Here is a 12,721-nt window from a genome sequence, read left to right as displayed (position 1 = left end):
ACCATGAATACAGGTAAGCCGGAAACAAGTGTAAAAGTCGATCTGGCAATCTTTGGTGGAGGTATTGCCGGGTTGTGGTTGCTGGCTTTGGCGCGAAAAGCAGGATTCAATGCCATATTACTGGAAAGTGAACAACTTGGAGCAGGGCAAACCCGCTGCGCTCAAGGTATTATTCACGGCGGTACCAAATACGCCTTAACCGGTAAGTTGAGTTCAGCCGCCGATAAAGTCAGCCGCATGCCCAAATTGTGGTTGGATTGTATATCCGGCAAAGGCGAGCTGGATCTTAGCAAAGTCAAAATTCTTTCATCACATCAATACATGTGGTCCACCAGCGGTATTGGGTCCCGCTTAAGCGGTTTTTTTGCCAGTCGTGCCATGCACAGCCGTACGCAAGAAGTTAAACACGAGCAACGTCCACCGGTGTTTCAGGCTGCCGCTTTCAAAGGCCAGGTGTATCAGTTGAACGAACCCGTATTGGATGCCATGTCTATTGTACAAACTCTGGCTGAACCGCATACTCAGTCTATAGCCAAACTGGAAGGGGTGCCAACGTTTGATACAGCTGTCGCCGGGAATTTTTGCTTCAGCAATGGCGGGCAGCAATTCTGCATATCCGCGAACCAAGTTATTTTAGCCGCCGGCAAGGGTAATGCCGCATTGTTGCAGGCATTAGGTCGTCAATCACCACGGATGCAATTACGGCCTTTGAAAATGGTGATGTTGCGCGGCGATCTTCCAGTGCTTTACGCTCATTGCCTGGGGGCCAGCGTTAATCCTCGTATCACCATTACCTCCCATTTCGATGTTCACGGTAATACCGTCTGGTATGTGGGGGGGCAGTTGGCGGAGAACGGCCCCGCAATGAGTGATGAACAATTAATCGCTGACGCTAAGAAAGAATTACAGCAAGTGTTTTCCTGGTTGGATTTTTCTTCAGTGCAATGGGCGTGTTTGAGCATAGATCGCGCGGAACCTGAAACCAGTGATGGAAAAAGACCGGATACGGTTTTCGCGCAACAAGAGAACACCGTCATTACCGCCTGGCCCACTAAGCTGGCTTTGGCTCCGGTGCTGGCTGCTGAGGTGATGGAATTATTACGCCAATTAAATATAAGGCCATCGGGTCTGGTGCCATTACCGCAATGGCAGCATCCGCAAATGGCAAAATTGCCCTGGCAGGAATCGAACCGTTGGGATTGATGTGCGGATACAAGAGGAAGTCCGATGCAAAAAAGACAATTGGGTAGCGCCGGTTTTGCAGTGAGCGTGCTGGGTTTGGGCACAGTAAAGCTGGGTCGGGATCAACAGGTGAAATATCCTCATGGATTTACCATTCCGGATGACGCGGCCGTAACTGCTTTATTGGAACAGGCGAAAGAGCTGGGCATAAATCTCATCGATACCGCGCCTGCTTATGGCAACAGTGAAGAGCGTTTAGGACAGTTGCTGCCCAATCGCAATGACTGGGTTATTGTGACAAAGGTGGGTGAAGCCTTTGAGAACGGCCAGTCGTTATTTGACTTTTCAAGCAAAACAACCCGTGACAGTGTGCATCGCAGTCTGAAACGATTACGACGAGATTTTGTGGACGTGGTTTTGGTGCACTCCGACGGTAACGATATGGATATTATTCACAATGCCGGTGCCTTGGAAGCCTTGAACAAACTCAAGGATCAGGGGCACGTCCGTGCATTCGGTATGTCCACCAAAACTCTTGAGGGCGGTTTGTGGGTGGTACAGCACTGTGATGTGGTGATGGCTACCTGCAATTTAAGCGAACATCAGGATCTGCCCGTATTGGAAGAAGCGCAGCGCCTGAATAAAGGAGTGGTGGTTAAGAAAGGTTTGCAAAGCGGCCATGCCGACGCATCCGTGGGCGGTGCCGGCGTGGAAGAATCTTTTGAGTTTGTGCTGAACCAGGCGGGGGTGAACAGCATGATTGTCGGTACCATCAATCCGGATCATTTGCGCCACAATGTGGAAATATGTAATCAGGTAGCTCCGGCCTGATTCGCAGTCGTTAATAGAAGTCAGCAAGGCAGATGAGCACAAACCCTGTTGTAAAAATACTGGTGGTCGGGCCCGCTTGGATCGGGGATATGGTCATGGCCCAAAGCCTGTTTAAACGCCTGCGTCAGCGTTATCCCTCAGCCTTAATCGATGTGCTGGCACCGGCCTGGTCTGCTCCTATCTTGCAGCGCATGCCCGAGGTACACCAATGCGTCGAACAGCCCTTGGGGCATGGCCGTTTGGCCATAGGGCGACGCTACCAATTGGGTAAATCCTTGCGCAGTGTCAACTACGACTTGGCCGTGGTTTTGCCTCGTTCTTATAAGGCGGCTTTGGTGCCTTTTTTCGCGAAAATAAAACACCGAGTGGGGTATCGTGGTGAGCTGCGCTATGGAGTGATCAACGATATTCGTCCTTTGGATAAATCTGTTTTGACCCAAACTGTACAACGTTTTACCGCTTTAGGCGAAGCGCCGGATGCACCATTGCCGCCATCCATACTGCCACCGACTTTGAACATTGATCGAAATAATGCAGAGCGTTTGCTGCGCGAACTGGATTTGCAAACCGACAAGCCCGTGGTGGGTTTAATGCCGGGTGCCGAATACGGCCCGGCCAAGTGTTGGCCGTATTATGCTCAACTGGCCCGACAGTTGACCCAAAAAGATTGCTATGTGTGGATATTCGGGTCGGAAAAGGATAGGTCCGGTGGCGATGATATTGCCCAGGGCAATTCACAGGTGCGCAATTTGTGTGGCAGCACCCAATTGGCCGATGCAGTGGATTTGTTGTCCTTACCGCAGGCCGTTGTCTGCAACGATTCGGGTTTGATGCACATTGCCGCTGCCGTGGGCCAACATGTGATCGCGATATACGGTTCCTCTACACCGGACTATACGCCACCCTTAAGCGACAAAGCGACGGTTTTGTATGAGGGACTGGAGTGCAGTCCCTGTTTTAAACGCCGCTGTCCTTTGGGGCACACTAACTGTTTGAATAACATTAGCGTCGAACGAGTACTGTCCGCGCTTGACCGTATTGACCGCTAAAGATGTCAGAGATCGAGGAATGGCAATGAACAAAATCAGTGCTTGTATTATCTCCTACAATGAAGAACATCGAATTGAGGATTGTCTAAAAAGCCTGCAAGGCTTAGTGGACGAAATTATCGTGGTGGATTCCTTAAGTACAGATCGCACGCGTGAAATTGCCGCTCAATATACGGATAAAATTTACGAGCAAAAATTTCTCGGACATATTGAGCAAAAAAATCTGGCGGTGAGCAAAGCCGGTAACGATTGGATTCTTAGTTTGGACTGTGACGAGAGGCTTTCCGAAGAGCTGCGTCAATCCATTGAAGCCATTAAGGACTCTTTGGAGCAGCACGATGCTTATCGCATGGCCCGTAAGACATTTTATGTCTATCGCTGGATGAATCATTGCTGGTATCCCGATCGCAAAATCCGTTTGTTCAATCGCAACACGGCTCGTTGGGGCGGAGTGAATCCTCACGACAAAGTATTGGTCGACGGGGCAGATATCCATCAACTCAAAGGCGATATTCTGCACTATTCCTTTGACAGTATTTCCGGCCATATCCAGACACTGGATAAATTCACGGAAATCGGTGCGCAGGAAATTATCAAAAAAGGCAAGCGCGTCTCCATTTTCTCGCCTTTATTGCATGCCAAATGGACTTTCATTCGCATGTATATATTGCGCGGAGGTTTCCTGGACGGCTTCGCCGGGTTTGTGGCGTCCGTGTTGTCGTTTATGCATGTTTTTGTGAAATACAGTAAGGTGCTCATGCAGCAAAGGCGTGGTAAATTTTGAATCTGAAAACGTTGTAGCGTTAGGGGATTCCCGGTTCAGTGTTCGACATGCAGGTCGCACTCGAAGGACTGTGAGTAATTTGAATGGAGTATTCGTTAACGGGTGTGTTGTAGATAGAAGCAGGCCTGGTCGCCCTGAGCTTGTAGGTTTAGATCTTCTGCCTGTTTAGAAAATTGCGATAATTGTTTTCTGGTGAAAATATCTTTCTCCTTTTTGGGGGCATTGAGCGCAATCCCTTTTAGATACAGTTCGCTTCCGGTAAATTGAAATTTAGATGAATCGTATTCAATTTTTTGAATGGTAAAACCGGCAGTGTCGGCCAATATTTCCATGCTTTTTTTAGTATTTAAATAAAGATGTCTGGGGGCATCCAATTGGACCCAGTTTTCTTTGTAATGTTCCCAGGCGTAGGAGTCGCATAGCGGAACGCGAATTAGAAGGTGGCCGGTGTTTTTTAATATGGTCTTGGCGGCCTTCAGTGGAGCTAACTGGTCTGGCATATGCTCTAACGAGTGGTGCATCATTATCAGGTCAAATTTGTCTTTACTGGAATCGGCGAAGTTCTCTATGGTCTCTTTGGCTATCCTGACCCCGTTACTGTACTGGATATTTTTCTCCACGAATGGGTCCAACCCAACCACGTGATAGTAGCCGCCCATATGCATTCGCATGATGAGTCGTCCCGTGCCGCAACCAATATCCAATATTTTGGCCTCTCTAGATAGCTCTGTTGCGACTATATAGTCTTTATAATCTAAGGGCTTTGATAAGGCATTGAAAAATTTTCCCAGCAGGGACGCGTTTTGGGTGATATCCAAGACTCTTTTATGATCCCCCCACCGTCTTAGCGCTCTTCCGGCTAACTTTTCCTGATCGTTGTAGGAATAGTATTGTTTGGGATAGTAATCTGCCAGGTTCGCTGGAATAATTTCGATTTGAAGGCAGCCGCATTGGGAGCACTGAAAATAATTAAAGTGATCGTGCGTACCTAGCATCATCTCACGGGTTTGATAAGAGATGTTGTGGTGGTGGTTGTGGCAGATTCTACATTGGTGGTTCATGCGCTTATCTTTCGTTGTAGTGCCATTATCAATGAAGTATAGAATTTCCAGTCCAGTATTAGCCATCTGAAGGCAACAAACATCGTAACAACGAGGATGTGTTGGCACCAGCGTTTGTGTCCTTGCAAGTGTTTCCATGTAAATAAAAACTTGTTTCGTCGAGAAATCAGTTGACGCTTGCGATCGCTGGCGTGGCTGGCGATTGTGGAGCTGATTTTATGATAAACAATACATTCGGAAGCGTATATCACTTCATATCCCAAGGCTATGGCCCGCAACGGTAAGTCCGAATCTTCCCAGTAGTACGGACTGAAAATTTCATCGTATCCTTTGAGTTGTTTGAGGATATCCGTGCGGCAAATAAAGCAGCAGCCCAACAAGGAAAATTGAATATCAAAATCGGTTTTATCCCGTTGTTTGTTTCGGTCTAATCTTAAAAACCCTCGCTTATAAAAGAGGCGTGCGTTATTCTCTATGTTAAGAACCTGGTCTTTGCTGCCTTTGTAGTTAATGATGCTGCCCTTGACTGCGAATACCTGATTGTTTTGGAAATAGGGTAGAGCCTTTTGGAAATACGTTGTTTCGAAAGTGACGTCCGTATTCACAATACAGCTAAAGTCAAATTTGGCGGCTTGTATGCCGGTGTTACAGGTATGAGAGAATCCGGAGTTTTGTTGGCTGCGAATCACTTGTATGGTTGGGTAATCTTGTTCCAAAAACACAACACTGTCGTCTTGGGAGCAGTCATCAACGACGATGACCTCATAGGCTGCGTCGGACAACTCAAGGGCTTTAAACAATGAGGGAAGGTTTTCTTGTAGTAAGGGTTTACCGTTATAGTTGGGCAGTATGACACTAATACCGGTATATGCATTGGTGTTCATAGAAAACGCGCCTGGATTGCTGCACAGGCCGTCGGTATGTCAACCCGGCTCATATCCATTTCTTCCGCATCATCGGCCGGGGTGAAGGCCAGCCGACGTTCAGTCTGGTTACAGGTTTGCCAGCGCAAGGGGGTGGCCGAGCGCCGGCGGGTGTAAAAGGCGGCGGTGGGACGGTTTAAGGCACCGGCGATGTGTAAGGGGCCGGTGGAGCCGCTGATGAATAAGTCGGCGAACTGCAAATGTTGCGCAAAAGGGATCAGCCCCTGACTGGATTGATAAATCGTACTGGTGATGGGGGCAATGGTCTGTTGTAGCTGCTGAGCCATTTCCAGTTCGCCGGGACCGGCGCTGAGGACAAAGTGAATATCGTCACTTGCCAGGCCGGTTATTAGTTTGGCGTATTGCTGTGGAGACAAATTGTTGGCCGAACCGCCACTGCCGCAATGGACGAACAGCAAGCGGCTATGGGCGGGGATGTTATTTTGACGGAGAAAGTCCTGTTTCAGCTGGTTCACCAATTCGGGTTCAAACTGCAAAAACGGCGCTTGCGGCTCGGCTGGGATTTTAATGTGATGGTCCCGCAGAAATTGTCGAATCAGGTCTAGATTATATTCATATTCCGGTTTTTCCGAGCGTGAGCGTCGTTGCAGCAGACGGTGGTTGTAAAAGATCTGCGCAATTTTAGTGGCCGGTGCCAAACGGTAAGGAATGCGAGCCCGAAACGTGGCCCAAGCCACTCGAGTGGTAGAGAAGAGTGTAATGACGGCATCAAAGTTTTCCGCCCGCAGTAATTGGCATAATTGCGATGCAGATCCGTTTTTTGGGTCCGGATCTATGAGAACCTGATCAATGCTGGGGCAGGTTGCAGCCATATCGCGGGTGTATTGCGGTACCAATGCATGGATCTGGGCCTGCGGCAGGGCCTGTTTGAGCAGCGCAAAAGCGGGGTAGCACAACATGAAATCACCCAGTTTATCATTGCGAACGACAAGAATTTTTGTGGGAGGGTTTTGTGTCATAGGCTATTATTTACTGTGTCTTGCGGCCTGCTAAATAACTCGCTGCTGTGCAGGTTACCTGTTGAACAAAAGCGAGTATAATCCGGGAATTTATTGTATCACACAGTCTGGTGACGACCTCATGCTGGAACAGATCAAATCTCAACTTAAGGATTCCATCCAAACCAAACAGCAATTGCTGAACGATACGCAAATGCTGGAAACCATACAGAAAGTGGCTCAGGTTTGTATTGAAGCCTATCGATCCGGGCACAAGCTGATGCTGGCAGGCAACGGTGGCAGCGCGGCGGATGCGCAACATATTGCAGCCGAACTGGTGGGGCGGTTTGAAAAAGACCGCGCAGGCATTGCTGCTATGGCTTTGACCACCAATTCCTCCACCATGACAGCGGTCGCCAATGACTATGGCTACAATGCGGTTTTTCATCGTCAAATTGAGGCATTCGGACAAAAAGGCGATGTGTTTATTGGTTATTCCACCTCCGGTGGTTCGGCCAACGTGGTGGCGGCGATTCAGGCCTGTAAACAAGCGGGAATCATAACCGTGGGCATGACCGGTGCAAGCGGCGGTGATATGCTGGAACTGTGTGATTATTGTGTTCGTGTTCCTTCCACCAATACAGCCCGGATTCAGGAGTCGCATATAGCGATTGGTCACGTGATTTGTTCTTTGATCGAAGAGGCGCTGTTTTAGCCTGCTTTAGGGTTTAGCTTGCCGAACCCAAAATACTGTCCAATTTTTGTTTCACATCCTCGATGCTGATCAAATCCATGGTACCCGGGTCTTTTACTCGCGTTCCCCAGGGAATTTGATCCACCGCCACGCCAAATTTTTTTTCTATCGCTTCCGCATAACGATTAACCGTGGTGTCCTCGCTTAAATAGGGGCGGGCGCGGTCCGGATTGGTGCAGGCATACAGGCCCACCACGGGAGTATTCACGGCCGTGGCCATATGGGCCGGGCCTGAGTCCGGTGATAGCAGAGCGGTGGCTCGTTGCAGCAGTGCCAGCATTTGTTTCAAATTGGTTTTGCCGATGAGGTTTAAGGGCTTGTGCTTGGCTTGGGCTTCAATGTCTGCTCCCAACTGTTGTTCCAATGGCGATGGGCCACCACTCAGCACCACATAGGCGCCGTAACGCTGGGCGGCGTAATCGCAAATCGCAGCGTAACCCGCCACATGCCAGTTGCGGTAGGGCATGGACGAACTGGGGCTGATGAGCAGCAGGGGTTGGTCGGGGCGGGCAGCGCTCAGCAGTTGGGCCACATGATCCTGCTCGGGTTTAGCAATAGGGATGTCCCAATGCAGGTAGGGCTCCTTGATACCCAAGGCCTGGGCAAAGCCAAACAGGCTGTCCATCACGTGTTGCTTATTGGCCGCCGCAATCTGGTGATTGTTAAACAACCATTGTAAGTCTTTGGCCTGCTGCCGATGAAAGCCCAGGCGTATGGGGCTGTGTACAAAACGATTAATAAGGCTGGAACGTATGGACATTTGCATGTGCAACAGGGCGTCAAAATGGCGTCTGCGTAGCTGCCGATACAGGGACCTATAGGACTGCCAGGGGCGGCTTTTGTCGAACACCAGAAATTCGATGTTTTCAATATCGCCGATGAGTTGATGTTCGGTTTTACCGATAATCCAGGTCAATTGGGTCTGAGGCCAAGCCCGTTGCAGCGTGCGTACAACGGGCAGGGTATGACAAATGTCACCGATGGCCGACAGCCTCAGAATGCACAGGCTTTGCGGTGCACTCGACAATGGCAGTTGGGGCATGGCTTACTTTTTCAAGAGCTCGTCAAAATAGGCAATGGTTTTGCTTAAACCTTCTTTTAAAGCCACCTTGGGTTGCCAGTCCAGTTCTTGTTTGGCCAGACTAATATCCGGTTGACGTTGTCGTGGGTCGTCCGAAGGTAAGGGTTTGTACACCAGCTTGGATTTTGAACCCACTTGCTCCAGTACTTGTTCTGCCAGTTCTTTAATAGTGAATTCGTTGGGATTGCCCAGATTCACCGGGCCGGCGAAATCGTCACGGGAATTCATCAGGCGGATAAAGGCGTCCACCAAGTCGTCCACATAACAAAAAGAGCGGGACTGGGAGCCGTCACCGTAGATGGTGATGTCCTCACCCCTGAGTGCTTGCACAATGAAATTGGAGACCACACGACCGTCATTGGGGTGCATGCGAGGTCCATAGGTATTAAAAATGCGTGCGACTTTGATAATCAAATTATGCTGGCGCCGGTAGTCAAAAAACAGCGTCTCGGCACAACGTTTTCCTTCGTCATAACAGGAACGGAAACCGATGGGATTTACGTGGCCCCAATAGTCCTCGGTTTGGGGATGAACTTGCGGGTCACCGTAGACTTCGCTGGTGGAAGCTTGAAAGATTTTGGCTCGTGTACGTTTGGCGAGGCCCAGCATATTGATGGCGCCGTGGACGCTGGTTTTGGTGGTTTGAACCGGGTCGTGTTGGTAGTGAATGGGGGAGGCGGGACAGGCCAGGTTGTAAATCTCATCCACTTCCACGTACAAGGGAAAGGTAACATCGTGGCGCAACAGTTCAAAATTAGGGTTGTCGAGTAAGTGGGCCACATTGTCCTTGGTGCCGGTGAAATAATTATCCAGGCAGATTACATCGTAGCCTTGAGCCAATAGGGCTTCACTCAAATGGGAGCCAATGAAACCGGCGCCGCCGGTAATCAGAATACGTTTTCGAATGTGCATTTACATTAACCTTATGTTGTTTCAACTCACACTTAGCCCTGTACTGCAAAACCGTGGATGGTTGGACCTTTTTGCGCCATAATACGCCACGGCAGAGGGCGTTGACAGAGCGCATCCTACCACATTTGCTCCGGTTTTGGCGCGGTGGAGTGCGTGGGATTGGGGGGACAGCAAAGTTTTTGTACCACCCCGATGGACATTCATGGGGATTGACGTCAGATAAGGTCAAGTAAATTAAGTAAGTTTTATGCGCCCGGAACAACATACCCATAGCAATCAATGTTTTTTGTTCGACGCAGATGTACTTGTGGCGGACCAGGTTCGCCCCGAGTTGTTCTCTGTGGAAGAACACGAAAACCAGCAGACCTTGTTGGGTCAGGGGATGGGGCGGGCTGCGGTGCAATTTGTGGCGATCGCGGGCCGTGAGTGCGCTCTGCGGCACTTTCGTCGCGGTGGCCTGATGCGTCATGTGGTGCAGGATCGGTATTGGTGGTTGGGTTTAAATCGGACCCGGGCCTGGCAGGAGTGGCATTTATTGCGGCAACTGCGGCAACAGCAATTACCCGTTCCCGCACCGGTTGCCGCTCGGGTGGTTCGCCACGGGCTTTGGTATTCCGCCGATCTGTTGACCGAGAAAATCCCCGGCAGCCGTCCGTTGAGCCTGGTCTTGGCGGATAATGAGACCCTGGATCCGGCGTTCTTGGCGAATCCATCTGAGGCGAAAACGCTATGGCGCCGTGTGGGACACGTCGTGGCGCAATTTCACCGCGCCGGGGTCTATCACGCCGATCTCAATGCTCATAATATTTTGCTGGACCCAAGTGGCCAAGTTTACCTCATTGATTTTGACAAAGGTCGCTTCCGTTCGGGGGCATCAGGCTGGCAACAGGAAAATCTGCAGCGCTTGTTACGTTCTTTGCGTAAATTGAAAAATCAGCATGCACAGTTTGGTTTTTCTGACGCAGATTGGGAGCAGTTGCTGCAGGGGTATCAATCCTGTCTGGGAATGCAGTAAGGTCGAATCTGTTCCATATAGCGTTGCAGTACCTGTTGTTGCTGCCGCACCAGAATTTGAGCTCTTTCCCCCAAGGTTTGACACTTAGGTTCTGAACGAAGTAAGACCTCCAACTGTTGCAGCAATTCCTCTGCATCTTCTACCTGCACAGCGGCGAGCTGTTCTAACAGCAAGGTGCTTTCCTCGTCAAAATTATGCATATAAGGTCCAAAGAGTATGGCTTTGGCCAATTGTGCCGGTTCCAAGATATTGTGACCGCCTACCGGCACCAGGGAGCCACCCATAAACACCACTTGGGCAAAAGCCATAAAAGACTGGAGTTCTCCCAGGGTGTCTGCCAAATAGATTCGGGTGTCGTTCTTAATGGTGTCGCCGCGGCTACGTACGGCGATATGGGATGTCAGGACCGATAACTGTTTGAGTATGCTGTCGCGGCGATGTGGGTGTCTTGGCGCTATAACCAGTATCTGGGGTAGATTACGCTTTAACCAGGCCTTGGCAATGAGTTCCTCTTCGTTAGCATGAGTGGAAGCGGCTAAGACATAAGGAACCTGCAACAAAGGCTGCGCATCTTGGGTTTGTGGTACGGCGGCGAATTTTATATTGCCTATGACTTGGATGACGGCGGGATCGGCGCCCAGTTGCAAAAAATTCTCTGCATCTTGCTGGGATTTAGCCAGAATGGCGCTGACGTTGCGAACCGTATATGCGTAGAGTTTGCGCACCCAGGCCTTGGTGTTCATGGTGCGATCGGACAGACGCGCATTAATGCACAGTAGCGGAACTTGCTGTTGGCGACATTGGCTATACAACTGGGGCCACAGTTCGGTTTCCATAATCAGGGCGCATAAGGGGCGGATGCGCTGTAGAAAAGTACAAACATTGCCACGGGTATCCAAGGGTAGATACACATGTTGTACGCCGCTTAAACGGTGTTGAACAATGTTGGCGCCAGTGGGCGTTATGGTCGTAACTACAATGGGTATCTGTGGTGATTCCTTTTGCAACTGTTGCACCAGAGGAATGGCAGCCATTACCTCTCCCACCGATGCGGCATGCACCCAGACGGGATGTACGCTTTGTTTAGGGATTTGTATGGCGAATCGTTGCAGCAGGAATCGCAGTTGTTTATGGCGCAGACTTTGCCATAAGGACAGCAATAGTACCGGTATCCAGGCAACACTCAGTATTAGCGCATATTGCCGGGGTGGGTGGGGGTTGGTGTTATTCATAGGTGCATTCCGTGCGACCCTTTGTGTCAGCGCTTGGCGTAAACATCCGCTTCACCGGGTGGACGGGTTTTAAAGCGTCGGTGAGTCCATAAATACTGTTCCGGGGTACGCGCAATTTGGTTTTCTATGAGCTGGTTAATGCGAGTGGCGTTTTCCACATCATCGTCACTGGGGAAGTTCTCCATTGCCGGCAGGATGTGGATGTCGTAACCCTCGCCGTTATCGCGACGACTGGGGAAGTAAGGAACTACCAATGCGTCTGCCATTTTGGCAAAGCGCCCGGGGGCTGTGATGGTAGCGGTGCTGACCCCCATAAACGGAGCAAAAACGCTGCGATCCAGTCCCAAATCCTGATCCGGGGCATACCAACAAACGGTTTTATTTTTCAAGGCGCGTAAGAAGCCGCGGATATCATCTTGCCGAATGGCTTTTTTACAATGTGCTTCTCGGCCCCGGCTCATTACCGACTCCAGTAACGGGTTGCGGTGCCTTTTGTACATGACAGCGAATTCCTGGTGCAATAACAATAAGCGGCAGCCAATCTCCAGGCAAGTAAAATGAGCGCTGAGTAGAATTACGCTGCGACCGCTCGCGATCGCAGATTTGAGGTGTTCCAGGCCGTGCAAATGGCACAAAGGACGGATTTTTTCATCCGTTGCCCACCAGGTTAACGCAGTTTCAAAGACGGTCATGGTGGTGGACTGAAAGTTTCGTTTGACTAAGTGATTGCGTTGCTGCGTGTTCAATCCGGGGAAACAGAGGCGGATATTGCATGCCGCGATGTGGCGTCGTCGTGGCATTAAATAGTACAGCAAAATCCCTATTTTTCGACTTAAATACAGTTGCCGGCGGTAAGGCAGCAAGCTGATACTGCGCAACAGTCCCAGCCCGGCCCGGATTGGCCAGTATTTTATTCCAGTAAAACCGGAAGTCATAAG

General features: G+C 50.1%; 13 protein-coding genes. 6 read left to right on the top strand and 7 right to left on the bottom strand.

The window, feature by feature from the left end; translation table 11 throughout:
• Window positions 1–3 precede the first annotated feature (3 nt).
• The 4 genes from OEY58_01255 to OEY58_01240 are packed head-to-tail and all read left to right on the top strand — an operon-like array spanning window position 4 to window position 3,846.
• Window positions 4–1,203 carry an FAD-dependent oxidoreductase gene (locus OEY58_01255; GenBank protein ID MDH5324071.1) on the top strand — a complete coding sequence of 400 codons (1,200 nt, stop codon included), beginning with the start codon at window positions 4–6 and terminating at the stop codon, window positions 1,201–1,203.
• 24 nt (window positions 1,204–1,227) lie between these two features.
• Window positions 1,228–2,013 carry an aldo/keto reductase gene (locus tag OEY58_01250; GenBank protein MDH5324070.1) on the top strand — a complete coding sequence of 262 codons (786 nt, stop codon included), beginning with the start codon at window positions 1,228–1,230 and terminating at the stop codon, window positions 2,011–2,013.
• A 32-nt stretch (window positions 2,014–2,045) separates the two neighbouring features.
• Window positions 2,046–3,062: a lipopolysaccharide heptosyltransferase II gene (waaF, locus tag OEY58_01245; GenBank protein MDH5324069.1), complete on the top strand. Its 1,017-nt coding sequence runs from the start codon at window positions 2,046–2,048 to the stop codon at window positions 3,060–3,062.
• 25 nt (window positions 3,063–3,087) lie between these two features.
• Window positions 3,088–3,846: a glycosyltransferase family 2 protein gene (locus OEY58_01240; protein MDH5324068.1), complete on the top strand. Its 759-nt coding sequence runs from the start codon at window positions 3,088–3,090 to the stop codon at window positions 3,844–3,846.
• Between the two features lie 95 nt (window positions 3,847–3,941).
• On the opposite strand, the gene OEY58_01235 is transcribed toward OEY58_01240, so the two are convergent.
• From OEY58_01235 to OEY58_01225, 3 genes are read right to left on the bottom strand one after another with little or no spacing between them, the layout of a single operon-like run.
• The gene (locus OEY58_01235; GenBank protein MDH5324067.1) at window positions 3,942–4,907 is read right to left on the bottom strand and encodes a class I SAM-dependent methyltransferase; all 966 of its coding nucleotides are present in this window, start codon (window positions 4,905–4,907) and stop codon (window positions 3,942–3,944) included.
• On the bottom strand, window positions 4,904–5,791 hold the full coding sequence (locus OEY58_01230; protein MDH5324066.1) for a glycosyltransferase family 2 protein: 888 nt from the start codon (window positions 5,789–5,791) through the stop codon (window positions 4,904–4,906). The genes OEY58_01235 and OEY58_01230 overlap by 4 nt, the downstream gene beginning before the upstream one ends.
• Window positions 5,788–6,810: a glycosyltransferase family 9 protein gene (locus OEY58_01225; protein MDH5324065.1), complete on the bottom strand. Its 1,023-nt coding sequence runs from the start codon at window positions 6,808–6,810 to the stop codon at window positions 5,788–5,790. The genes OEY58_01230 and OEY58_01225 overlap by 4 nt, the downstream gene beginning before the upstream one ends.
• A gap of 121 nt (window positions 6,811–6,931) precedes the next feature.
• Here OEY58_01225 and OEY58_01220 point away from each other — a divergent pair, with 121 nt between their 5' ends.
• Complete coding sequence (locus OEY58_01220; protein ID MDH5324064.1) at window positions 6,932–7,504, top strand: D-sedoheptulose 7-phosphate isomerase; 573 nt, start codon at window positions 6,932–6,934, stop codon at window positions 7,502–7,504.
• Between the two features lie 13 nt (window positions 7,505–7,517).
• Here OEY58_01220 and OEY58_01215 read toward each other — a convergent pair whose 3' ends face one another.
• Window positions 7,518–8,585, bottom strand: coding sequence for a glycosyltransferase family 9 protein (locus OEY58_01215; protein ID MDH5324063.1), 1,068 nt, complete (start codon window positions 8,583–8,585; stop codon window positions 7,518–7,520).
• Window positions 8,586–8,588: 3 nt separating this feature from the next.
• Window positions 8,589–9,536 carry an SDR family oxidoreductase gene (locus OEY58_01210; protein MDH5324062.1) on the bottom strand — a complete coding sequence of 316 codons (948 nt, stop codon included), beginning with the start codon at window positions 9,534–9,536 and terminating at the stop codon, window positions 8,589–8,591.
• Between the two features lie 247 nt (window positions 9,537–9,783).
• Between OEY58_01210 and OEY58_01205 the strand changes: the two genes are divergently transcribed.
• A complete protein-coding gene (locus OEY58_01205) occupies window positions 9,784–10,551 on the top strand; it encodes a 3-deoxy-D-manno-octulosonic acid kinase (GenBank protein ID MDH5324061.1) in 768 nt (255 codons plus the stop codon).
• Here OEY58_01205 and OEY58_01200 read toward each other — a convergent pair.
• Together OEY58_01200 and lpxL are read right to left on the bottom strand one after the other, a co-directional pair.
• Window positions 10,527–11,783 carry a 3-deoxy-D-manno-octulosonic acid transferase gene (locus OEY58_01200; GenBank protein MDH5324060.1) on the bottom strand — a complete coding sequence of 419 codons (1,257 nt, stop codon included), beginning with the start codon at window positions 11,781–11,783 and terminating at the stop codon, window positions 10,527–10,529. The two genes, OEY58_01205 and OEY58_01200, sit on opposite strands and share 25 nt — an antisense overlap.
• 26 nt (window positions 11,784–11,809) lie before the next feature.
• Entirely contained in the window at window positions 11,810–12,718 is a 909-nt protein-coding gene (lpxL, locus tag OEY58_01195; GenBank protein ID MDH5324059.1) for an LpxL/LpxP family Kdo(2)-lipid IV(A) lauroyl/palmitoleoyl acyltransferase, read from the bottom strand.
• Between the last annotated feature and the right edge of the window lie 3 nt (window positions 12,719–12,721).

It is taken from the genome of Gammaproteobacteria bacterium (genome assembly GCA_029882975.1).
In the GTDB taxonomy this organism is placed as follows: Bacteria; Pseudomonadota; Gammaproteobacteria; order SZUA-152; family SZUA-152; genus JAJDNG01.
This window is presented reverse-complemented; position numbering and strand designations above follow the sequence as displayed.

Bases quoted from the DNA above. Each gene is read 5' to 3' on its own strand.
- OEY58_01220 (MDH5324064.1), top strand. From the start codon at position 6,932: ATGCTGGAACAGATCAAATCTCAACTTAAGGATTCCATCCAAACCAAA.
- OEY58_01250 (MDH5324070.1), top strand. From the start codon at position 1,228: ATGCAAAAAAGACAATTGGGTAGCGCCGGTTTTGCAGTGAGCGTGCTG.
- OEY58_01210 (MDH5324062.1), bottom strand. From the start codon at position 9,536: ATGCACATTCGAAAACGTATTCTGATTACCGGCGGCGCCGGTTTCATT.
- OEY58_01240 (MDH5324068.1), top strand. From the start codon at position 3,088: ATGAACAAAATCAGTGCTTGTATTATCTCCTACAATGAAGAACATCGA.
- OEY58_01205 (MDH5324061.1), top strand. From the start codon at position 9,784: ATGCGCCCGGAACAACATACCCATAGCAATCAATGTTTTTTGTTCGAC.
- OEY58_01230 (MDH5324066.1), bottom strand. From the start codon at position 5,791: ATGAACACCAATGCATATACCGGTATTAGTGTCATACTGCCCAACTAT.
- lpxL (MDH5324059.1), bottom strand. From the start codon at position 12,718: ATGACTTCCGGTTTTACTGGAATAAAATACTGGCCAATCCGGGCCGGG.
- OEY58_01255 (MDH5324071.1), top strand. From the start codon at position 4: ATGAATACAGGTAAGCCGGAAACAAGTGTAAAAGTCGATCTGGCAATC.
- waaF (MDH5324069.1), top strand. From the start codon at position 2,046: ATGAGCACAAACCCTGTTGTAAAAATACTGGTGGTCGGGCCCGCTTGG.
- OEY58_01235 (MDH5324067.1), bottom strand. From the start codon at position 4,907: ATGAACCACCAATGTAGAATCTGCCACAACCACCACCACAACATCTCT.
- OEY58_01215 (MDH5324063.1), bottom strand. From the start codon at position 8,585: ATGCCCCAACTGCCATTGTCGAGTGCACCGCAAAGCCTGTGCATTCTG.
- OEY58_01200 (MDH5324060.1), bottom strand. From the start codon at position 11,783: ATGAATAACACCAACCCCCACCCACCCCGGCAATATGCGCTAATACTG.
- OEY58_01225 (MDH5324065.1), bottom strand. From the start codon at position 6,810: ATGACACAAAACCCTCCCACAAAAATTCTTGTCGTTCGCAATGATAAA.